Annotated in this window: 18 protein-coding genes; 8 read left to right on the top strand and 10 right to left on the bottom strand. The window is 32.9% G+C overall.

The features are described 5' to 3' along the window. Positions 1-45: 45 nt before the first annotated feature. On the top strand, positions 46-678 hold the full coding sequence (locus ACIQ2L_RS08740; RefSeq protein WP_396157830.1) for a polysaccharide deacetylase family protein: 633 nt from the start codon (positions 46-48) through the stop codon (positions 676-678). Positions 679-746: 68 nt separating this feature from the next. Here the strand turns inward: ACIQ2L_RS08740 and rpmA are convergent, their stop codons facing one another. Next, positions 747-1,007, bottom strand: a complete 261-nt coding sequence (rpmA, locus tag ACIQ2L_RS08735; protein WP_396157829.1) for a 50S ribosomal protein L27 — start codon at positions 1,005-1,007, stop codon at positions 747-749. Positions 1,008-1,030: 23 nt separating this feature from the next. Continuing rightward, the gene (gene rplU, locus ACIQ2L_RS08730) at positions 1,031-1,531 is read right to left on the bottom strand and encodes a 50S ribosomal protein L21 (protein WP_396157828.1); all 501 of its coding nucleotides are present in this window, start codon (positions 1,529-1,531) and stop codon (positions 1,031-1,033) included. A gap of 235 nt (positions 1,532-1,766) precedes the next feature. Between rplU and ACIQ2L_RS08725 the strand changes: the two genes are divergently transcribed. Further along, positions 1,767-3,095, top strand: coding sequence for a M16 family metallopeptidase (locus ACIQ2L_RS08725; protein WP_396157827.1), 1,329 nt, complete (start codon positions 1,767-1,769; stop codon positions 3,093-3,095). An 11-nt stretch (positions 3,096-3,106) separates the two neighbouring features. Continuing rightward, positions 3,107-5,155 (top strand): M16 family metallopeptidase, encoded by a 2,049-nt coding sequence (locus ACIQ2L_RS08720; RefSeq protein WP_396157826.1) that lies wholly within the window; start codon positions 3,107-3,109, stop codon positions 5,153-5,155. A gap of 47 nt (positions 5,156-5,202) precedes the next feature. On the opposite strand, the gene ACIQ2L_RS08715 is transcribed toward ACIQ2L_RS08720, so the two are convergent. Beyond that, a complete protein-coding gene (locus ACIQ2L_RS08715; RefSeq protein WP_396157825.1) occupies positions 5,203-6,069 on the bottom strand; it encodes a DMT family transporter in 867 nt (288 codons plus the stop codon). A gap of 112 nt (positions 6,070-6,181) precedes the next feature. Here ACIQ2L_RS08715 and ACIQ2L_RS08710 point away from each other — a divergent pair, with 112 nt between their 5' ends. Beyond that, the gene (locus ACIQ2L_RS08710) at positions 6,182-6,562 is read left to right on the top strand and encodes a heavy-metal-associated domain-containing protein (protein WP_396157824.1); all 381 of its coding nucleotides are present in this window, start codon (positions 6,182-6,184) and stop codon (positions 6,560-6,562) included. Positions 6,563-6,658: 96 nt separating this feature from the next. Here the strand turns inward: ACIQ2L_RS08710 and gldD are convergent, their stop codons facing one another. From gldD to mutY, 4 genes are all read right to left on the bottom strand, one after another. Continuing rightward, complete coding sequence (gldD, locus tag ACIQ2L_RS08705; protein WP_396157823.1) at positions 6,659-7,231, bottom strand: gliding motility lipoprotein GldD; 573 nt, start codon at positions 7,229-7,231, stop codon at positions 6,659-6,661. A 7-nt stretch (positions 7,232-7,238) separates the two neighbouring features. Next, on the bottom strand, positions 7,239-8,534 hold the full coding sequence (locus ACIQ2L_RS08700; RefSeq protein ID WP_396157822.1) for a gliding motility-associated protein GldE: 1,296 nt from the start codon (positions 8,532-8,534) through the stop codon (positions 7,239-7,241). Positions 8,535-8,559: 25 nt separating this feature from the next. Beyond that, positions 8,560-8,997: a single-stranded DNA-binding protein gene (locus ACIQ2L_RS08695; RefSeq protein WP_396157821.1), complete on the bottom strand. Its 438-nt coding sequence runs from the start codon at positions 8,995-8,997 to the stop codon at positions 8,560-8,562. Positions 8,998-9,083: 86 nt separating this feature from the next. Beyond that, positions 9,084-10,124 carry an A/G-specific adenine glycosylase gene (gene mutY / locus ACIQ2L_RS08690; RefSeq protein WP_396157820.1) on the bottom strand — a complete coding sequence of 347 codons (1,041 nt, stop codon included), beginning with the start codon at positions 10,122-10,124 and terminating at the stop codon, positions 9,084-9,086. Between the two features lie 134 nt (positions 10,125-10,258). Between mutY and ACIQ2L_RS08685 the strand changes: the two genes are divergently transcribed. Beyond that, the gene (locus ACIQ2L_RS08685; protein WP_236463372.1) at positions 10,259-10,552 is read left to right on the top strand and encodes an HU family DNA-binding protein; all 294 of its coding nucleotides are present in this window, start codon (positions 10,259-10,261) and stop codon (positions 10,550-10,552) included. Positions 10,553-10,941: 389 nt separating this feature from the next. Further along, the gene (locus ACIQ2L_RS08680) at positions 10,942-12,486 is read left to right on the top strand and encodes an Rne/Rng family ribonuclease (protein ID WP_396157819.1); all 1,545 of its coding nucleotides are present in this window, start codon (positions 10,942-10,944) and stop codon (positions 12,484-12,486) included. A 254-nt stretch (positions 12,487-12,740) separates the two neighbouring features. On the opposite strand, the gene ACIQ2L_RS08675 is transcribed toward ACIQ2L_RS08680, so the two are convergent. Further along, the gene (locus ACIQ2L_RS08675; protein ID WP_396157818.1) at positions 12,741-14,066 is read right to left on the bottom strand and encodes an O-antigen ligase family protein; all 1,326 of its coding nucleotides are present in this window, start codon (positions 14,064-14,066) and stop codon (positions 12,741-12,743) included. Between the two features lie 633 nt (positions 14,067-14,699). On the opposite strand from ACIQ2L_RS08675, the gene ACIQ2L_RS08670 reads away from it, so the two are divergent. Continuing rightward, positions 14,700-16,133: an O-antigen ligase family protein gene (locus tag ACIQ2L_RS08670; RefSeq protein WP_396157816.1), complete on the top strand. Its 1,434-nt coding sequence runs from the start codon at positions 14,700-14,702 to the stop codon at positions 16,131-16,133. Continuing rightward, the gene (locus ACIQ2L_RS08665; RefSeq protein ID WP_396157815.1) at positions 16,130-17,833 is read left to right on the top strand and encodes a T9SS type A sorting domain-containing protein; all 1,704 of its coding nucleotides are present in this window, start codon (positions 16,130-16,132) and stop codon (positions 17,831-17,833) included. Before ACIQ2L_RS08670 ends, ACIQ2L_RS08665 begins: the two co-directional genes overlap by 4 nt. A gap of 194 nt (positions 17,834-18,027) precedes the next feature. On the opposite strand, the gene pbpC is transcribed toward ACIQ2L_RS08665, so the two are convergent. Together pbpC and ACIQ2L_RS08655 are read right to left on the bottom strand one after the other, a co-directional pair. Then, a complete protein-coding gene (pbpC, locus tag ACIQ2L_RS08660; RefSeq protein ID WP_396157814.1) occupies positions 18,028-20,418 on the bottom strand; it encodes a penicillin-binding protein 1C in 2,391 nt (796 codons plus the stop codon). Positions 20,419-20,479: 61 nt separating this feature from the next. Then, complete coding sequence (locus tag ACIQ2L_RS08655; RefSeq protein WP_396157813.1) at positions 20,480-21,070, bottom strand: transposase; 591 nt, start codon at positions 21,068-21,070, stop codon at positions 20,480-20,482. Positions 21,071-21,085: the final 15 nt, after the last annotated feature.

The following is a 21,085-nucleotide window of genomic DNA, read 5'->3' as shown; positions in this document are numbered from 1 at the left end:
GCTCGGGTGAAAATTCTTATTAGTACATTTTTTTATATTTATACTATGAGTTTCTGGGTAAAAACAAATTATTTCATCAAAAAAATATTCTCAAATTATGTTTGGGATATTGCCAACAATGAAAATAAAGTATTCATAACTTTTGATGATGGCCCAACTCCCGAAATCACTGAATGGACACTAGATCAACTAAAAAAATATAATGCCAAAGCGACTTACTTTTGCATTGGGAATAATATTGAAAAACATCCTAAAATTTTTGAAAAAGTTTTCGCTGACGGACATTCTATCGGCAACCATACTTTTAATCATCTAAGAGGATGGAAAACTGCTACTAAGAAGTATAGTAATAATGTTTTGCTTTGTCAATCAGAAATTGCAAATCACACATCACAAATCACAAACTTATTTCGTCCTCCTTACGGTAAAATAAAACCTTCACAATCTAAAAAATTGCGCGCCTTAGGCTATAAAATAATCATGTGGGATATCATATCCTATGATTTTGATGCTGAAACCTCTAAAGAAAAATGTCTAAATAATGTTTTGAAAAATATCAAATCTGGAAGTATAATTGTTTTTCACGATAGTCTAAAAGCCGAACGAAACCTAAAATATGTTTTACCTAAAACTTTAGAATTTCTTGAAGAGAAAGGGTTTGTCTGCGCCAATATTTAAATAAAGTAATTTAAACAAAAAACCCGATACATTGCTGTTCGGGTTTAGTATATTAATAAGATTTGTTCTTATGCTTCGAATGGAATCACAGAAACAAATGATTTGTTTTCACCTTTTTTCTGAAATTTCACTACTCCAGCAACTTTTGCATGCAAGGTATGATCTTTACCCATGTAAACGTTTTCTCCTGGATTATGTTTAGAACCTCTTTGTCTAACGATGATATTACCAGGTATTGCTGCTTGACCACCATATATCTTAACGCCCAAACGTTTTGATTCTGATTCTCTACCATTCTTAGAACTACCGACACCTTTCTTGTGAGCCATGACGTATAAGTTTTATATTGTTATTATTCTTGTGTATCTTCTTTTTTAGCTTTTGGAGCTGCTTTTTTTGGAGCTTCTTCCGCTGACTTTTGCTTCGCCTGTTCGTTAACGCTCGTGTCAACTTTCGGAGCTTTTGCTTTTTTAGGAGCTTCAAGTTCTTCAGTTGCTGCTACTGCAACTTTTTCTGCTTTTGGAGCTGCTTTCTTAGCGCCAGCTGCAGATATACCTTCTATTACAATTTGAGTAAGATACTGTCTGTGACCGTTTCTCTTTTTGTACCCTTTTCTTCTTTTCTTTTTGAAAACGATTACTTTGTCTCCTTTTAAGTGTTGTAACACTTTGGCTTCTACTGAAGCACCTTCTATAGCTGGGGCGCCTAAAGTTATGTTTCCATTTTCGTCTAATAAAAGAACTTTGTCAAAAGAAACTTTTGAACCTTCTTCATTAGTCAAACGGTGAACATAAACCTTTAAGTCTTTGCTTACTTTAAATTGTTGCCCTGCTATCTCTACGATTGCGTACATAACAATGATGTTTAATTAATTTAATCCCGACTTTTCGGGTTGCAAATATAATACTATTTCTTTTACACACAACTCTAACTAAAAAAAAGTTTAAAGTTGTTAATCAAAGTGTTACAACCTTCTTTAGAAATTAATATATTTTTGTAAAATATAAATAAAATAAATTACTTTTGGTGTAACAAAATTTAACGTTAGTTTACTAACATCAAAATCAACGAAAAAATTTATATTTTTTATGAAAAATTCATTAATCGCTTTAAGTTCAATGCTTATGCTTGGAGGAACAGCTCTGGCCCAAAAGGTCGCTTTTGAGGAATACGATTTGCCAAATGGTTTACATGTAATTTTACACAATGACCAATCAGCACCCGTTGTAATTACCTCTGTTATGTATCATGTAGGTGCAAAAGATGAAAATCCAGATAGAACTGGATTCGCACACTTTTTTGAACATTTATTGTTCGAAGGAACTCAAAACATCAAACGTGGTGAATGGTTTAAAATTGTAACTTCAAATGGAGGTACAAACAACGCCAACACTACAGAAGACAGAACCTATTATTTCGAAGTTTTTCCTTCAAATAATGCGCAACTAGGGTTGTGGATGGAATCAGAAAGATTGATGCATCCTGTAATTAATCAAATTGGTGTTGACACTCAAAATGAAGTAGTTAAAGAAGAGAAAAGATTGCGAGTAGACAATCAACCTTACGGTCAATTGATTGCCGAAGTTAAGAAGAACATGTTTAAAGTGCATCCGTATCGTTGGGCCACTATTGGTTCCATGGCTCATTTAGATGCTTCAAAACTAGAAGAATTTCAAGCGTTTAACAAAAAGTTTTATTCGCCAAACAATGCTGTTTTAGTGGTTGCAGGTCAGATTGATGTTGAACAAACTAAAAAATGGATTCAAGATTATTTTGGACCAATACCTAGAGGTATTGAATTGAAAAAAGAAACATTTGTAGAAGCACCAATTACAGAAACGATTAAAGCAACTTACGAAGATCCAAACATCCAAAAACCAATGGTGGTCACTGCCTATAGAATTCCATCTATGAAAACACGTGATGCAAGAGTTTTAGATATGATATCGACGTATTTAAGCAATGGTAAAAGTTCCAAATTGTACAAAAAAATTGTTGACGACAAGAAAATGGCTTTACAAATTGGAGCTTTCAATTATGCCCAAGAAGATTATGGACAATATATTCTTTACGGAATGCCGCAAGGTGAATTTACTTCAAATGATTTAGTTAAAGAAATTGATGAAGAAATTGTAAAATTGCAAACAGATTTAATTTCTGAAAAAGATTTTCAAAAATTACAAAACATCAATGAAAGTAATTATGTAGATAATAATGCAAGCATTGAAGGTGTTGCTGAAAATTTAGCCACTTACTACTTATTGTATGGCGATGTTAACTTAATCAATACTGATATTGATATATTACGCTCAATTACTCGTGAAGAAATGAGAACAATTGCAAAAAAATACCTGAATTCAAACCAACGTTTGATCTTGGATTATGTTCCTGCAAAAGACAAAGCTGACAATAAATAAACTTACTCAAAATGAAAAAAATAATCATATTATCAAGCTTGTTTTTAACTTTTATTATGCAAGCACAAGACAGAACACAGCCAAAACCTGGACCAGCTCCAAAAATCAACATCAAAAAACCTGAAACTTTTTCGTTACCAAACGGATTAAAAGTATTAGTAGTTGAAAACCATAAGCTACCAAGGGTTTCTTATAGCTTAACGATTGACAATACTCCATTTGCTGAAGGCAACAAAAAAGGGGTTGATGATTTAACCAGTAGTTTAATCGGAAATGGATCAACCAAAACTGCAAAAGATCCTTTTAACGAAGAAATTGATTTTTTAGGCGCAAACATTAACTTCTATTCTTCAGGTGCCTCTGCAAGTGGTTTGTCAAAACACGCAAAAAGAATCTTAGAATTAATGGCAGAAGGCGCTTTAATGCCAAACTTCACTCAAGATGAATTTGACAAAGAAAAAGACAAATTAATTGACGGTTTAAAAGCACAAGAGAAAAGTGTTACAGCAGTTGCGGGTAGAGTTGAAAGAGTATTAGCTTATGGAAGAAATCACCCCTCTGGAGAATATCTTTCAGAAGAAACTATTAATAATGTAACACTTGCTGATGTAAGAGATAACTATAAAACCTATTTCGTTCCCGAACATGCTTATTTAGTTATTGTTGGTGATGTAAAAACCAAAGACGTTAAGAAAAACGTTGAAAAGCTATTTGGTTCATGGGTAAAAGCTACCGCGCCAAGATTGACATATACTAATCCGAGTAATGTTCAATATACACAAATCAACTTTGTAGATATGCCTAACGCGGTTCAATCAGAGATTACAATAATGAACACTGTAAATCTAAAAATGACTGATGCTGATTTTTTCCCAGTAATTTTAGCGAATCAAGTTTACGGTGGTGATTTCAATAGCTACTTAAACATGAATTTAAGAGAGGCTCATGGTTGGACGTATGGCGCGCGTTCAAGCATCGGTTTTGATAAAAATGTTTATAGCCAATTCAAAGCAAATACTCAAGTTAGAAATGCTGTAACGGATAGTGCTGTTGTTGAAGCGTTGAAAGAATTAAAAAAAATCCGAACTGAAAAAGTAACGGATGAAATTTTAAATAATGTAAAAGCAGGATATGTTGGGAAATTTGTGATGCAAGTTGAAAAGCCAGCAACGGTGGCTCGATATGCTTTAAATATTGAAACCGAAGGATTACCAGCTGATTTCTACGAAAACTACATCAAAAACATCAATGCCGTTACCCCTGATGATGTTATGAGAGTTGCAAACAAATATTTCCTAGGAGACAATGCTCGAATTTTAGTAGTTGGAAAAGGTTCCGAAGTAATCGCTGGATTAGAAAGCCTAAAGATTCCAATGTTTTATTTTGATAAATTTGGAAATCCAACTGAAAAACCAGCTATGAAAAAACCAGTTCCTGCTGGAGTTACGGTGAAAACTGTAGTTGATGCTTATGTAACGGCTATCGGTGGAGACAAAGCTGTGAAATCGGTTAAATCTATGGCCTCTGTGGGTTCAACAACTATTCCTCAAGCGCCAGCACCTTTATCATACAATGCTAAAATGGATTCAAATGGAAAAATGATGATCGAATTAGCTATGGGAGGAATGAGCTTGATGAAGCAAGTAATTAATGGGAATAGCGGATACATGATGCAACAAGGTCAGAAAAAAGTTTTAGAAGGTGAAGAATTAGCAAAAATGAAAGAAAGTGCAGTACTTTTCAATGAAACTTTATTAACGACTAAAAGCGGTGTAACTATTTCAGGAATCGAGCCAATTGACGGTTCTGATGCTTACGCAGTTGTTGATGGTGATACTACTTACTTTTTTGATGTAAAATCAGGATTAAAAACGGCTGAATCAACTACAGAAGAGCAAGATGGAAAGAAAGCAACTAGAGTAACAAACTTTAAAGATTATAGAGCTGTTAAAGGAGTGAAAGTTCCTTTTAATACAATCATGAATGTTGGTTTTGAATTAGATATTAAAATGAGTGATGTAAAAATCAATGAAGGAGTTTCTGATGCAGATTTTCAATAATTAAAAAGAAAATATTTTCTTAAAGCCATTCCAATCGGAATGGCTTTTTACTTTTTACCAGATAAATAAACTCCAATTAAAATAATAAAAGCTCCTAAAAATTGAATAGGCGTTAACATCTCATTATCGAGTAATCCCCAAAAAAAAGCTACAACCGGAATTAAATACGTTACCGATGTAGCAAAAACAGGTGATGATATTTGTATCAATTTATAAAACAAAATATTAGCTATACCGGTACCTATAACTCCTAAAACAGCAATAAATATCATGGAATGCCTTACTGTTTCCATATTAATAACTGATAAAAAATCTGAACACAATAATATTATTAAAGCTGGAAACAACATTACTAAAAAATTCCCTGTTGTAATCGTCAACGGCTTCATTTCAGAAAGATATTTTTTTATCAAATTAACATTCGTTGCATAACAAACAGAAGCTATTAAAACCAATAAAGTGTACCAATAATTTTGATTAGGATGATGTAACGCACCATTAAAAATCAAAAGAATTGTTCCAATAAAACCTATAATTATTCCTAATATTTGCGTTCGTTTGAAATCCAATCCAAAAACTAAAGCCCCGAGAATTAAAGTATTCAAAGGCGTCAATGAATTTAAAATGGAACTAACAGAACTATTTATTTGTGTTTGTGCAATAGCAAAAAGATACGCCGGAATGAAGGTTCCAAACAACGAAGTCAGCGCAATATATTTCCATTGATGCTGCGCAATAGATGCTAAGCTCCGATACCCCAACAGTAATAAAAAAATCGTACAAAAAATAATTCGCAAAGAACCCAATTGAAATGGATCTAATCCTACTAATCCTTTTTTTATTAATATAAATGAGCTTCCCCAAATCAGGGCAAGTGTTATAAGGATAATCCATTTTAACTGTAGTAATTTCATTGTTACTTTTTGATTGCCTCAAATTTTGTAATTATTTTAAGAATAATCACTTTTATTTTTTACTAATTTTGGAAAAAATTAAAAACAAACCCCAATAATAAAATAGGAAACAATGAATTTCACCAAATCATTAGTAACTTTTAGTATAGCTTCTGCATTATTAATTGGTTGTAAAGATGCAGCTAGCAAACCAGCAACTGGCAATAATAAATCGACTACAGAGAAAAAAAATACTGTTGTAGTTAAACCAGAAACCGCCAGTTTCAAAATTGAAGGCATGACTTGTGCCATGGGTTGTGCTAAAACCATTGAAACCAAATTATCCAAAATGGATGGTGTTCAAAAAGCCTCTATTGATTTTGATAAAAAACAAGCTACAGTTGATTTTGATGCTGCGGTTTTATCTTCAGAAAACATAACGAAAGCTGTTGAAACCACCGGTGACGGAGAAACTTATAAAGTTTCAGACATGAAAACAAAAGGTAAAGTATAATACTAACCAACTTAACATATAAAAAAGGAACTCAAGGGTTCCTTTTTTATTTAGTTTGCTACGCCAGTTCGCTTCGCTCGTGGCGCTCCGATCGCCCTAACGGCCTTGGGTCCATTTTATGGTCTCCAGTAAACGCTGCATGTCATTTTTAACATAATCCGCTGCTGGCATTATAGAATCAAATTTTGGTTTGGCATAAAAATATACGGAGCCGGTTACAAAATGTTTAATGCTATCGGTGGCGTAGAATTGGGCATTTGTTGCAGCATTCCCATTTACGCGATAAAACATACCATACAACTTTTTGTCTGGATTAATATAAGGCTGTTCCAAAATATCATCTGCTTTTATTACGTGCTCATACGTTAGTTTTTGAGCGTCTTTCAATAATACATTAATATTATTGTCAACCCTTTTATAAGTAAGGTAAATGGTCGCTTTCATTTTAGGATAATGAATTGAAAAACCACAATTTTTATCTTCTTTGATTATGGCGTTTTCGTTTATTTCAAATTCAAAAGGGCAATGATTACTAAAACTCGCGTATTTAGCTATTGGATAATCCAATCGCAATTGGCTTTCTGGTTTTGGCAAAACATCATCTTTACAACTTATGGCAAGAGCCAAAATTGATAGCGCCGAAAAAATACCAACAATTTTTTTAAGCATTTTTAAATTATTCAAGTGTGATTTTTATTTGTTTTATTCTTTTTTTGTCAACCACTTCAATGCTGAAACGTACGTTTGAAAAATGAATTTTTTGACCTTTTTTTGGAAAATTTCCTAAAATTTCTAATATAAATCCGGCTAATGTTTCTGCTTCGCCTTTACTATTTTCGAAAATTTCTTCATCAACATCTACAATTCTATAGAAATCCTTAAGATTGATTTTACCTTCAAAAAGAAAATTCTTTTCATCTATTTGAGAAAAATTTAAATTCTCATCATCAAACTCATCCGAAATATCTCCTACAATTTCTTCAATTACATCTTCTAAAGAAACCAGCCCAGATGTTCCTCCATATTCGTCAACCACAATCGCTAAATGGCTTTTCTTACTTTGAAATTCTTTCAACAAATTATCTAATTTTTTGTTTTCTGGAACAAAAAAAGGTTCCCGCATTAACTGCTTCCAATCAAATTCTTTTTTATTGATGTGTGGAATCAAATCTTTTACAAAGAGTACACCCTCAATATGATCGATACTTTCTCTGTAAACCGGAATTCTAGAATAGCCTTTTTCAACAATTTTAGTATAAATCTCTGCAAAAGTTTCCTCAATCTCGAGTGCAAAAATATCAATCCTCGGACTCATAACCTGCTTTGTATCTGTGTTTCCAAAAGAGACAATTCCCTCTAATATTTTTTGTTCTTCAGAAGAGGTGTCATCTGTAGAAGTCAATTCTAACGCTTGAGATAATTGATCAACCGAAATATTTGATTTCTGTCTCCCTAACTTTTCATGCAATAAAACACTCACTGATCGCATTGGTAAACTAATTGGCGAAAGCAGTTTGTCTAGAAGCGACAAAGGATTAGCTACAAATTTTGAGAACTTAATATTATTTCTACTGGCGTAAATTTTAGGGAGTACTTCTCCAAATAAAAGAATAAGAAATGTAACCAATAAAACCTCAACTATAAATTTTAAGAAAGGTGAAGCTATACTTTCAAATAGTGTCGTTCCAACAAACGAAAAGATTATTACAACGCCAATATGACTAAAATTATTGGCAACTAAAATGGTCGCTAATAATTTTTTGGGCCGTTGCAATAGTTTTGAAATTAGGTTAGCTTTCGAAACATCTTCCTCAGCCAATGTCGTAATGTCATTTTGAGAAAGAGAAAAAAGCGCAACCTCTGCTGCAGAAACCATAGCGGAACATAACAAAAGAAAAATAATACCTAAACTTCCGAAGAGTAAATTAGTATCAATACTTGCAAGAAAGTTTAAACCGGGCTCGGAGTCCAATAGCGTATAGATTAATTAAACAATGTCAAAACGGTAAATCATTTTCAGGAGCAACCGTATTTGGCGCTTCAAAATTAGTGTTTTTTGTTTCTAAATTCTGTGCTGATTTCAATCCATCAACTTCTTTTTTTGTAGTTAAAAAAGTAAACTCTGTAACCTGTATTTCGGTTGTGTATTTTGTAGAGCCATCTTCAGCTTGCCATTGACGCGATTTTATTCTGCCTTCAATAAATATTTTATCTCCTTTTGACAAATATTTTTCACAAATTTCGGCAGCTTTATTTCTAACAACTAGATTATGCCATTCGGTAGAAGTAATTTTTTCATTGGTCTGTTTATTAATATAAACTTCATTAGTAGCCAAAGGAAATCGACCAATACAATTACCGCCTTCAAAATAATGCATTTTTACATCGTCACCTAAATGACCAATTAACAAAACCTTGTTTAAAGTACCATTCATTGCTAACTTATTGTTTTATTACGCTTCGCTCCATACAATTCGGCAAAAAGCCTCGAGTCCATCAAATTTACTAATTATTTTGAAATCTAAAACCAAACTTTTTCAATAAAATTGAAAATTACCACAGGGAAGGGAAACTTTGAAGCTGATTCATAATCCATTCCGTTTAAAAGGGTGTTTTTTAATCTCACATGCCAAAATTTAATATGCAGATGCTGGTGTGAAAGTTTGTGTCGAATTACTTCTGGATTGTATAATTGTATTTCTTCTATTTTATTCTCGACAAAGTCCTGATTGCGTATTAATTCTAAAATAACAGTATCGGTTTCAGAAATTTCAGTTTCAATCAATGGAAACTCATACAAATTATGCCAAATTCCTTTTTGGGTTCGTTTACTAATAATTGTTTTATCATTATCATCTGAAAAAACCAAATAATTAAAATACCGATTGGTTACTTTGTTCTTTTTAGATTTTACCGGAAGCTGCGCTACTTTCTTTTTCTGTAAAGCCAGACAACTGTCATTAAAAACGCAAATAGAACAATCTGGATTTTTAGGTACACATTGCAAAGCTCCAAACTCCATTATCGCTTGATTGAAAACATCTGCTTGGTCTTTTGGAATTAAAACGTTGGCCAATTGGGCAAACTCTTTTTTAGCACTTGAAGATGCAATGTCAGTTTCTACATCAAAATAACGAGACAAAATTCTATAGACATTTCCGTCAACCACGGGAACGCTTTCATTATGTGCAAAAGAAGCAATCGCAGCAGCAGTATATTCTCCAATGCCTTTTAACTTTAACAGTTCGACATAGCTTTTTGGAAACGTTCCATTCAATTCGAATGCAATAAATTGAGCAGTTTTATGCAAATTCCTTGCTCTAGAATAATAGCCCAAACCTTGCCAATGTTTTAAAACGGTTTCTTCAGAAGCATTAGCTAATTCGAAAACAGTCGGAAAAGCTTCGGTAAAACGCAAAAAGTATGGCAGTCCTTGAGCCACACGTGTTTGCTGAAGCATAATTTCGGAAAGCCAAATTATATACGGATTGGTATTGTTGCGCCATGGCAAATCGCGCTTGTTTTGTAAATACCATTGAATAAGTGTCTTAGAAAAATTCATTGTTAAATTATGGTTAGCAAAAATAAATCTTTATGTTATTAAATTTTAATAGATTATGCTTGAAATATTGTTTTTTTAATTCATATATTTGCAACCTCAAAAAAATTACATAATAATATTAAATACGAAAGAAAATGACGAAAGCAGATATCGTAGCAAAGATTTCAGAAAAAAAAGGACTTGAAAAAGGAGATGTTCAGGCAGTTGTAGAAGCGTTTATGGAAGAAGTAAAAATGTCTTTAGAAACAGGAGATAATGTTTACTTAAGAGGTTTTGGCAGTTTTATTATCAAAACAAGAGCTGAAAAAACAGGTAGAAACATTTCGAAGAATACCACTATCAAAATTCCTGCACACAATATTCCCGCATTCAAACCCGCAAAAGTATTTGTAGAAGCAATAAAAACTAATACTGAAGTAGCAGTATAAAACTTATTTATTAATCACAAAAACACCAACCTATGCCAAGTGGTAAAAAAAGAAAAAGACATAAGGTAGCGACTCATAAGCGTAAAAAGCGAGCGAGAGCTAACCGTCACAAAAAGAAAAAGTAGTTCTAAACTACTTTTCTTTTTTTTAGAAAACGTTCATTGAAATTGAAATTTAGTAATCAGTGGTCAGTAATTAGTAGTCAGTTACTGTAAACTACAAACTGCAAACTGAACACTATTTTTCGCCGGGTAAAAACAATACCTGTTTAAAATGTTTAATCCATCTGTACTAAGAGGTTTAGGGTTTAGGGTTCCTAGTTTATGGTTCTTAACTATAAACAACAAACAATAAACAACAAACAACAAATACAGATAAAAATTTACAAAGTGAATAAAGAACTAATTATTAGATCTAATGTTGACGCTGTAGATTTTGCCTTATTAAAAGATGGAAAACTGATTGAATTACACAAACAAGAAGAAACAAGCAACTTCCAAGTTGGCGATATTTTTATTGCAAAAATTAGGAAACCTGTAGCTGGCTTAAATGCTGCTTTTGTAAATGTAGGCTACGAAAAAGATGCCTTTTTACATTATCATGATTTAGGTCCAAGTTTCGCTTCTTATTTGAAATTCATAAAACTTGTAAGCGCAGGTAAACTAAAAGATTTCTCCCTAAAAAACTTTCAGTTTGAGAAAGAAATTGATAAAGATGGTGCCGTAGCAGACTTGCTAAGCGCCAATCAATCAATATTAGTACAAGTAGTAAAAGAACCTATTTCTACAAAAGGTCCGAGAATAAGCTGTGAGCTTTCTTTCGCCGGACGATTTTTAGTTTTAGTGCCTTTTTCAGATCGCGTTTCTGTTTCGCAAAAAATAGAATCCAAAGAAGAAAAAGACCGTCTTAAAAAACTTGTACAATCTATCAAACAAAGAGGTTTTGGTGTTATTGTGAGAACAGTAGCAGAAGGCAAAAACATAGCCGAATTAGAAAAAGACTTGCAGAACTTAATGAATAGATGGACTGCAATGGGTAAAAAATTACCAACCGCACATCATCCATCCAAAGTGTTGGGAGAACTTAACAAAGCTTCTTCGATACTAAGAGATGTATTCAACGATACTTTTACCAGTATTCAAATTGATGATGAAGAGTTGTACCAAGAAACAAAGGACTATTTAGCAGAAATAGCTCCCGAGAAACAAAAAATTGTTAAATTTTATCAGTCGAGAGACACGCCATTGTTTGAAAAATATCATATAGAAAGACAAATAAAGACTTCTTTTGGCAGAACCGTTTCTATGAGCAAAGGTGCCTATTTAATTATAGAACACACCGAAGCGCTCCACGTTATAGACGTGAATAGTGGAAACCGTTCTAACAAAGCCAACAATCAGGAAGATACTGCTTTGGAAGTAAATATGATTGCAGCAGCAGAAATCGCAAGACAATTACGTCTTCGGGATATGGGCGGAATTATCGTAATCGATTTTATCGATATGAAAGACCCAGACAATCGCCAAGTGTTGTTCAACTTCCTTAGAGAAGAAATGAGCGATGATAAAGCCAAACACAAAATCTTACCGCCAAGTAAATTTGGATTAGTCCAAATTACACGTCAACGCGTAAGACCAGAAGTAAATATTGAAACAAGGGAAGAAAATCCAAATAACTTGAGTGGTGATGTAGATGCACCGATTCAGATTATTGATAAGATTAATTTTTCGCTTGAAAAGATTGTAAAAGACCATAAAAAAGTAAAACTTAACGTTCATCCTTTTGTGGCAGCATACCTTAAAAAAGGTTTTCCATCATTACGTTCAAAATGGTTTTTTGAACATAAAAAGTGGGTGAAAATCATACCTCGTGACGCTTACACGTATCTTGAATACCGTTTCTTCGATGATGAAGGAAAGGAAATTAAGGAATAAAAACAACCACCTCGTACGTAACGCAGGTGGTTTTTTTATGTTCTTTTGCTAAAATATTTAAAACGACCTAAAGTTCGTGTGCCTGACTGCCACTAGCAGTCCACCTTTAATTTCAAATCTCGTGAAGCCTACACGTATCTTGAATACCGTTTCTTCTATAATTAAGGAAAGGAGATTAAGGAATAAAAAAGAAACCGTCCCGTTAGTGCAACGAGATGGTTTTTTAGTTAGCGATAGGCATAAAAATTTTAATGCTATTTCGAAACAACACTGTTTTCTTCCTTTTCAAACTCAATTTTCATTAGCGCCAACGAATACATAAATAAGGGTGCAATAATCCGTGTAGCGGAATGATTTATGGTAAACAACCAAAAAATAAAAAAAGACAACAGATAAACATTTTTCAAATTATTAAAATAAAGTTGAAGTGGAACAAAAATCAAAATCAATAAAGCAAATAATCCAAAAATTCCATGTTCTGATAGCAAACGCGTTATTTCACTATGTGTTGAAACGTTTAAACTATAAGTAGCTTTTCTAATTTCTTTACCTTTCCCGACTCCGATTCCTACTATCGGGTTTTCGGAAAAATTTTTAATATCGGATGTAATCTGAATGTATCTTCCTTTTGGCTTGTGGTTATTTTTGGTATGAAATATGTTAAAGTTGGTATACCTTTCAAATAAATGATATTCCGTCTGATAAGCCGTCAGAATAAAAACTGTCGTGATAATAAATAAAGATATGCCTATTTTCCTTTTTAAAAAATATCCTTTTTTACTTATTTCCATTGAGATAAATACAATACAAACCGCGATTAATCCGGTTACAATTCCTCCTCGGGAAAAAGTTAGTAACCCTCTGTAAAAAATGAGACATAAAAATATGATATTGAGAAAATACATCTTCATACTAGCTGATTCTGTAATTGCTTTTATAAAATAAACAAAAACTCCAAGTCCCAATGCAGTTGCCATTTGATTTGGAGCATATTCACCTGAATAATAAAAATTTGAACTATGAGAATTTATAGGGTAAATATTATGGGAATACCTTAAAATTAAATAAACACAGGAAGCAAGTATCGGAAGTGCTATTGAGGTAAAAACAATATTAATTTCAATTGTAGAAATTTTTCTTTTATAGGAATACAAAGCCAAAACTCCAAGGCAAATTGGTCCCAGAATTTCAAATGAAATCTTTCTCCTAAAATCGCCATCTAAATACATAAATGACAAATAAACCGTAGGCAGAAGCAAAAGTAAATAAGCCCAATAGGGATTCCTGATTTTTGGAAAACCGTTGTGATAAAAACCTAAGCAGGTAAAAAACAACATAGAATACTTTCCGAATTCATGCAAAGGATTTCCATTGGTTGTCCTTAAAAAAACTTCACTTCCGGCTATATAAGCAATAACATAAAGTATTTCGTTGTTTTTATTTTTGTTTTTGTCAACTATATAAAAACCAACTAAAACAATTAAAAGCGTATAAATTTTAGACAACTGAGGATAAAATGCTAGTAAAAAACCAATACCTATATGAAGTAGTGTTAGGTTTATCAAGTGTTTTTCTTTCATCGAAGTGTATTGTAAAGCAAATATATTTAAAAGATATTCTTATTAAATGTAATTTTGAAAAGCTTTTAATATTTAATTTTTATGGAATCGATAAAAAAAGACAAAAGTTTCAACTTAATCGTATTGCTGTTTTTTTGTTTGCTCCCTTTTGTTTTTTTTAGTTCTGTATCAGATCCTTTCTTATTGGCAAGGCAGTTGCTAACTACTGTGCTTTTGTATTGTATCTTAATTTATTTAATCTTAAAATATAAAAGGATTGACTTCTTCAGGCTGGATAATACTGCTATTTTTTTTTTAAGCTTTATTGTATTTTGCATATTCTCATTTTCAAAATCCCAAATACTTGATTTAAGTCATGCTGCCTTATCTAAATACCTGATTTTTTTTCTGTTTTTCATCCTAATTAGGCATTTGATAATAAACAATCTGATTGAGATTAACAGAATAATTTCAAACGTAATTCTTTTTGGTTTCTTATCAATAACAATTGCTTTATTGGTTTTTACTAATAAAACTATTAATGGGCAAAATTTATTTAGGCAAGTAAACTTTATGAGTGGCACATTTGGCAACAAGAACTTTTTGTCTTCAATTCTATTTTTTTGTCTGCCTTTTTATTTCATTGGGATTTCAATGTCAAAGAGAATAAGAGTTACATCTACAGTCGCAATTATTTTTACTATCATTCTGCTGTTACTATTGAGAACAAGAACGGTCATGATTGCAGTAAGCCTTTACTTATTTTTGGCGTTTTTACTTCATTTAAGAAACAAGTTGTCAAAAAGAAAATTGATTTATTTTTTATATGCATCAGTAACAATTTTAATGATTGGTTTATTGTATTTGTTTTCAATTAAAGATCATTTCCATTCTTCCCCTAATATAATGATCCAATATTTTTACAGACTACTTTCCTCTGCTACCTTTTACTCAAGAATAGAATTTTGGCAACAAGCAATTTATATCATTAAAGACAATTTTTTGAGTGGAATTGGTATTGGCAATTGGATTAGCACTTATCCAAAATATGGATTAGATTACTTTTCAAATACAGCTATCGTAAACGGAAGGATGATAATTAGTAATCCTCACAATGATTTTTTGATGATTTTTTCAGAAATAGGTGTTTTTGGATTTTTATGTTATTTAGGAATTTTTATGTCTATACTATATCAATCCTATTGGCTTTCAGTAAATGAGAATAATACTATTGACCGAAGAAATGCGAATTATTTTTTGCTTTTTTTTATTTGTTATTTTGTTATTGCTTTTTTTGACTTTCCACTTGCCCGAATTGAGCATCAAATACTCTTACTAACTGTAATTGCCATAATTAATGCAAAATATTTAAAAGCTAACAGTGCTATAGGATATAAAGTTTCTTCCCGATTGGTTTATGTATTTGTTTTCTTTTTATTACTATACGCTTCAACAATATTAGCCTATAGAATTGTGGGGGAAAAACATTTAAACAAAGCAAAAAATGTGGAGAAAACGTTAGATAATACAACCGCAATTTTTGAGTTTAACAAAGCCAAAAACACATTTTTCTCAACTGACAATTATGCAATACCCCTAGATTGGCATATTGGCAAAGCACAATTTTATTCTGGTAATTATAAAGAAAGTTTGGACTCTTTTATCAAGGCTTATAAAATAAATCCATACTGTATAATTGTTAACAATGATTTAGCTTCTACTTATATAAAAAATAATAATATTGCAGAAGGAATAAAACATTATAAAGAAGCGTTAACTATTTCTCCAAACTATGAAGACGCGCGGATAAATTTAGCTGCAACGTATTATAATAGTAAAGAATATGAAAAAGCATTCCAAACAATTGATAAGTGCGATAGCAATTCTAAACATAATTCATACAAGCAATTTTTAACTCCAATTGTTGAAAAGAAACTGAATACAACTCTCGTTAAATTGAACAATCCGAAACTAAATGAACATCTAAAATCTAAAATAAAAACAGAGGATGAACTTTTACGGTTTTATTTTGATTACAAAGAAAACAATTGTACCTTCGATAATTATATCAAATCATCTGTCAAATGAAAAAACTATTACTCCTTTTCACATTCTTTTTTTCAAATTTTATATTTGCTCAGTCAATTATATCGGTTTCGCCAAATAATGGTAATAGAGGTCAACAAGACTTAAATGTTACTATTACAATGCAAAATGTTGATTTTTCGGTAACCACACCAATAGTTGATGTTTCCTTCGTTGATCAATTTGGCAATATACTTCCCGCTAACACTACTGGTTTTGAAAATACAAACCAATTATTAGTAAATTTAACCATTCCTGGATATGCTATCCCTGGCTTGTATGACGTTAATGTGGCTGAGGTCGATGGCGTTTTTAGTACAACATTAGCTGATTCCTTTACAGTAAACACTGCATATACGTATACGATACAAGGAACTGTTCGTTATGACAGTAATGGCAATGGTTGCGATGGGTCTGACCCCATTTTACCCTATCAAAATATGTCTTTTGTAAATGGTCCGACTTCTGGAACCCTAACAACCAATCAAGCTGGTTTTTATAATTTTTATGATGTTATAGTTGGTAATAATAACTTTAGGCCAATTCTAGAAAACCCATCTTATTTTACAATCACACCACCAAATGCTAGTGTTAACGTATCTGCGGGAAACCCTTTAGTTGTCCAGAACTTTTGCATTTCTCCGAATGGTACTAACAATGATTTAGAAGTGGTTCTATTTTCAACTATTCCAGCCCGACCAGGTTTTAACGCTAGCTATAGAATTGTATACAAAAACAAAGGTACTACAATACAAAGCGGCACAGTTGTATTAACCTTTGACGACACTATAATGGATTTAATATCTGCCACACCTGCTGTAAATAATCAAACCACAAATACATTAAGTTGGAATTTTAGCAATCTAGGGTTATTTGAAAGTAGAGCGATTGATTTTACAATGAATATTAATTCGCCATCAGAAGTGCCTGCCGTAAATGCTGGAAACATCTTGATATTCGGTGCAACAATTAACGGTGCAACAGATCTAACTCCATCAAACAACTCGTCAATACTTGAACAAACTGTAGTTGGTTCATACGATCCCAACGACAAAACATGTACAGATGGTCCATCTATGCCTATCAATGAAGTTGGTAAATACCTTAATTATGTTATTCGTTTTGAAAATACGGGAACGGCAAATGCTGAATTTGTAGTCATACGTGATATTATTGACACCACTAAATTTGAGATTAACACCTTAACGCCTTTATCAGGAAGTCATCCATTTGTTACAAGAATTAGCGAAACTAATAAGGTTGAGTTTATTTTTGAAAACATTAATCTTCCTTTTGATGATGCCAATAATGATGGCTTTGTTACATTTAAAATCAAAACTAGATCAACATTACCTTTAGGAACTAACATTAGTAACACGGCTAACATTTATTTTGATTATAATTTACCTATCACGACAAATACCTATACAACGAATGTGTTTAATCCTCTGGCAACTCCAGATTTTGAATTTGGAAGTGTATTTACTCTATCTCCTGTCCCAGCAAAAGACCACTTAATTGTTACAACCAAACAAGAAGTGATGATGAGTTCGGCAAACATTTATAATACACTCGGGCAACTAGTTCAAGTAGTTACTAATCCATCTGAAACGATAGATGTTTCAGGATTGAAAACAGGAAGTTATTTTATTAAAATCAATAGTGATAAGGGAACTACAAGTTCAAAATTTTTGAAGGAATAATCTAACTAGAAATTTAAAAATAAAAACCGCCTTTCGAGAGATTGGGCGGTTTTTTTGTTTCTTTTTTTTAAGCTATTCCGGCTATACGTTGCAATCTTTTTCGTAAACAATACAGTCGTTTCAATCATAAATCGAGATGACGAAAAAGGATTTCCACTGCAACCTGCCGGCAGGCAGACAGGTCCGGGCTAGCGCTAATCCTTTATAATCTCAATCTTTCTCCTAATCTCATTCCCAAATTCATCCGCCACCGTAATATAATGAATGCCTGTCTCAGCTTCGATTTGCATTTCATGAAAAGTTTGGGTTGTGCCTTTGTAGGCATTATCCACATACCAATACAACTTCGCTTCCCGATTAGAATGTGCCACTTTTAAAATCACCGGCTGGATAGTACTATTGAAATCTTTGGCCAAATATATTTTACTATTGGTTTTGGGGTAAATAAAATCCATTGCTGCTTTTTGGTCTTGCTGGCAATCGGCTCTGAAAGGCGGTAACGTTTTGTAATCAATATGCAAACTCTTGAAGTACCATTCCATCACCGGTGGCAGCACAAACCATTTTTTGGAAACGATTTTATCCACATCTTCGCAACTGCTGTTGACTCTAAATTGTTCCGTTGCGTCCAAATGAACCAATTTGTGATAAGGACAAACGATTGTTTTTTTGCCTCTTCGGGTAATTAATTGTTTGGTTTTTGGGCAATCGTCTTGCGCTAGATGACCACTCAAACTGCAAACTTCAGCATATTCTAAATCATTCAAAGGGGGTTGAAACCATTTTTTTCTGGGCAACAAATTGAATACATCAAATAAGATTGGCGCTGCACTTCCTACTCCGGTCAACTCTGGTCTTCCTTCGCCGTTGGCATTGCCTACCCAAACTCCCACAACATATCGCGAATTCGTTCCGATGGCCCAGGCATCGCGGTTCCCAAAACTAGTTCCGGTTTTCCAAGCTAATTCTAAGGAAGAATCATAAAACTTCCAAGCTTCATCGCCTTCGGGACGATTCACTTCTTTCATAGCGTTATAGCTCAGATAAATAGAACCTGCTCCCAAGATAGTTTTCTGAAAGCTGTCTTCGCCATAATTTTGCTCAAATCCGTTGACATAGTTGAGTTCGGCAAACTCTTTGGTTCGGTATTTCCCATCCGAAGCATTGAAATAATTAATCGTAGAAGACATATTGGCATAAGTACGGCACAAATCCCAAAGATTGCTTTCAGCACCACCAAGAATCAGCGACAAGCCATAATGATCAGGATGTTTGTTGATGTTTTTGAGCTGGAACTTTTGCAACAATTCATAAAAATTATTCACTCCATGTTGCTGCAACATCAACACCGCAGGAATGTTCAACGAACGTGCCAATGCGCGTTGAGCAGGAACAGCGCCGTCAAAAGTCAAATTAAAATTTTGTGGTGAATACCCCGATATGAGCGTTGGCACATCGGCTACCAAAGTATTGGGCAATAATTCGCCTTCATCGAGCATTGAGGCAAATAATAACGGTTTTAAAATACTCCCGGTACTTCGTGGTGCCGAAATAATATCAACATCTTTATCGTGGTCTTTATCCGTTGGTGAATTGCCTACATAACTGATGATATTTCGGTTTTGAATATCTATCACAATAACTGCTAGGTTGTGCACTTCATTTTGTTTGTACTGATTATAGTACTGTTGAGTGATTTGGTTGACTCGGTTTTGTAATGAAATATCAACTGTAGTTTTAATGCGTTTACCTTCGTCTGTTTTGGCAATTCGTTGTAGCAAATGTGGAGCAATTTGAGGTAAATTATAGGGTTTTTGGGGCAAAGGTTCTTTGATTGCTAATTCATAAGTCAGCTTATCAATTATTTTTTCATGGTAAAGCTTTAACAACAGCGCATTGCGTTTTCTCATCAACTTGATTTGATTTTTGCCAGGATAAATCAAGCTTGGCGCATTTGGTAACACTGCCAAAGTAGCACTTTCTGCCCAAGATAATTGATAGGATTGCACACCAAAATACCTCCAAGACGCCATTTCTAAACCAACAACATTACCTCCAAAAGGTGCATGAGCGGCATACAATTGTAGAATTTTTTCTTTAGAATGTCGAAATTCTAGTCGTGTGGCTAAAACAAGCTCTATTCCTTTTTCAAAATAAGTTCGCTTGTTGTTTTTTCGCGATAAACGAATGACTTGTTGGGTCAAGGTACTTCCACCTCGAACGACTTTCCCAGCACTACGATTTTGTTGAAATGCCTTGACCATCGCCACAGGATTGAACCCGAAATGCTGATAAAAATGTTCGTCTTCAAAATAAACGATGCACTTTTTAAACTTATCTGGAACACTATCTTGAGCCGGAAACCGCCATTGACCGTCACGAGCAATTTTGGCAGCCAATAATTCTCCATCATTACTCTCGATTACGGTTGCATAAGGTTCTTCGAATAAAACCCGTGGTAACGAAAAGTAATACACGACCAAAAGAATAACGACAACAGCCGATTTCTTTGGGTTGCGTTTGATATTGTTAAGCAATATCCTAACAGGTTTTTCAAACCTGTTAGGTATGTTTATTTTAGGCATCTTTTTTTATTTTTTTAATAGCCAAAACGTTTGAAAAACCTGTTAGGATATCAATAAAAAGTTATAAATCGAACTTATCTATTTGGTCAATCAATCCCTCATACTTAATTTGACTTTCGTTATGAAAGGCAATAAAATTTTCTTTTCCTCCAAATAAACCTAAAATATACTCCTTGTCAAGATTAGTTTCTTTTTTGGATAAATAGGATTGATAGGATGAATGCTTATAATTGAAAAATCTATCTGAAAATTTATGCTTTAACGGGTTTAGATGAATATAAACTATTAGCTGCCTTAAATAATCTTCGTTTTCAACCCTATTCCTTTTAGGATGCTCTTGAAATAAACTTCCAGTTCTCTGATAAGCTTTATTGACACTTTTGGTGTAGGTGTTAAATAAATTCGAAAAAGGCAAATGAATTTTTTCTTGATACTGAGTTGGTATTTCTTCTTTCTCCTTAATCCTTAAAGCTATGTGAAAATGATTTTTTAAAAGACAATACGCATATACTTCCGAAATAGGTACTACATACTTTTTTATAAGTTTTAGAAAATAATCATAATTTCTTTCTTCAATAAAAATATTTTCATGGTTATTTCCCCTATTATAAAAATGATAAATTACACCTGCTTCTAAAACATCTTTATTCATTTTACTATGATAATT

This window comes from Flavobacterium sp., assembly GCF_044369455.1.
Taxonomy (GTDB): domain Bacteria; phylum Bacteroidota; class Bacteroidia; order Flavobacteriales; family Flavobacteriaceae; genus Flavobacterium.
The sequence above is the reverse complement of the archived record's forward strand: the minus strand, read 5'-3'. Positions and strand labels throughout refer to the sequence as shown.

Coding starts and splice junctions, on each gene's coding strand:
- ACIQ2L_RS08740 (WP_396157830.1), top strand. CDS start 46: ATGAGTTTCTGGGTAAAAACAAATTATTTCATCAAAAAAATATTCTCA.
- rpmA (WP_396157829.1), bottom strand. CDS start 1,007: ATGGCTCACAAGAAAGGTGTCGGTAGTTCTAAGAATGGTAGAGAATCA.
- rplU (WP_396157828.1), bottom strand. CDS start 1,531: ATGTACGCAATCGTAGAGATAGCAGGGCAACAATTTAAAGTAAGCAAA.
- ACIQ2L_RS08725 (WP_396157827.1), top strand. CDS start 1,767: ATGAAAAATTCATTAATCGCTTTAAGTTCAATGCTTATGCTTGGAGGA.
- ACIQ2L_RS08720 (WP_396157826.1), top strand. CDS start 3,107: ATGAAAAAAATAATCATATTATCAAGCTTGTTTTTAACTTTTATTATG.
- ACIQ2L_RS08715 (WP_396157825.1), bottom strand. CDS start 6,069: ATGAAATTACTACAGTTAAAATGGATTATCCTTATAACACTTGCCCTG.
- ACIQ2L_RS08710 (WP_396157824.1), top strand. CDS start 6,182: ATGAATTTCACCAAATCATTAGTAACTTTTAGTATAGCTTCTGCATTA.
- gldD (WP_396157823.1), bottom strand. CDS start 7,231: ATGCTTAAAAAAATTGTTGGTATTTTTTCGGCGCTATCAATTTTGGCT.
- ACIQ2L_RS08695 (WP_396157821.1), bottom strand. CDS start 8,997: ATGAATGGTACTTTAAACAAGGTTTTGTTAATTGGTCATTTAGGTGAC.
- mutY (WP_396157820.1), bottom strand. CDS start 10,124: ATGAATTTTTCTAAGACACTTATTCAATGGTATTTACAAAACAAGCGC.
- ACIQ2L_RS08685 (WP_236463372.1), top strand. CDS start 10,259: ATGACGAAAGCAGATATCGTAGCAAAGATTTCAGAAAAAAAAGGACTT.
- ACIQ2L_RS08675 (WP_396157818.1), bottom strand. CDS start 14,066: ATGAAAGAAAAACACTTGATAAACCTAACACTACTTCATATAGGTATT.
- ACIQ2L_RS08670 (WP_396157816.1), top strand. CDS start 14,700: ATGTCAAAGAGAATAAGAGTTACATCTACAGTCGCAATTATTTTTACT.
- ACIQ2L_RS08665 (WP_396157815.1), top strand. CDS start 16,130: ATGAAAAAACTATTACTCCTTTTCACATTCTTTTTTTCAAATTTTATA.
- pbpC (WP_396157814.1), bottom strand. CDS start 20,418: ATGCCTAAAATAAACATACCTAACAGGTTTGAAAAACCTGTTAGGATA.
- ACIQ2L_RS08655 (WP_396157813.1), bottom strand. CDS start 21,070: ATGAATAAAGATGTTTTAGAAGCAGGTGTAATTTATCATTTTTATAAT.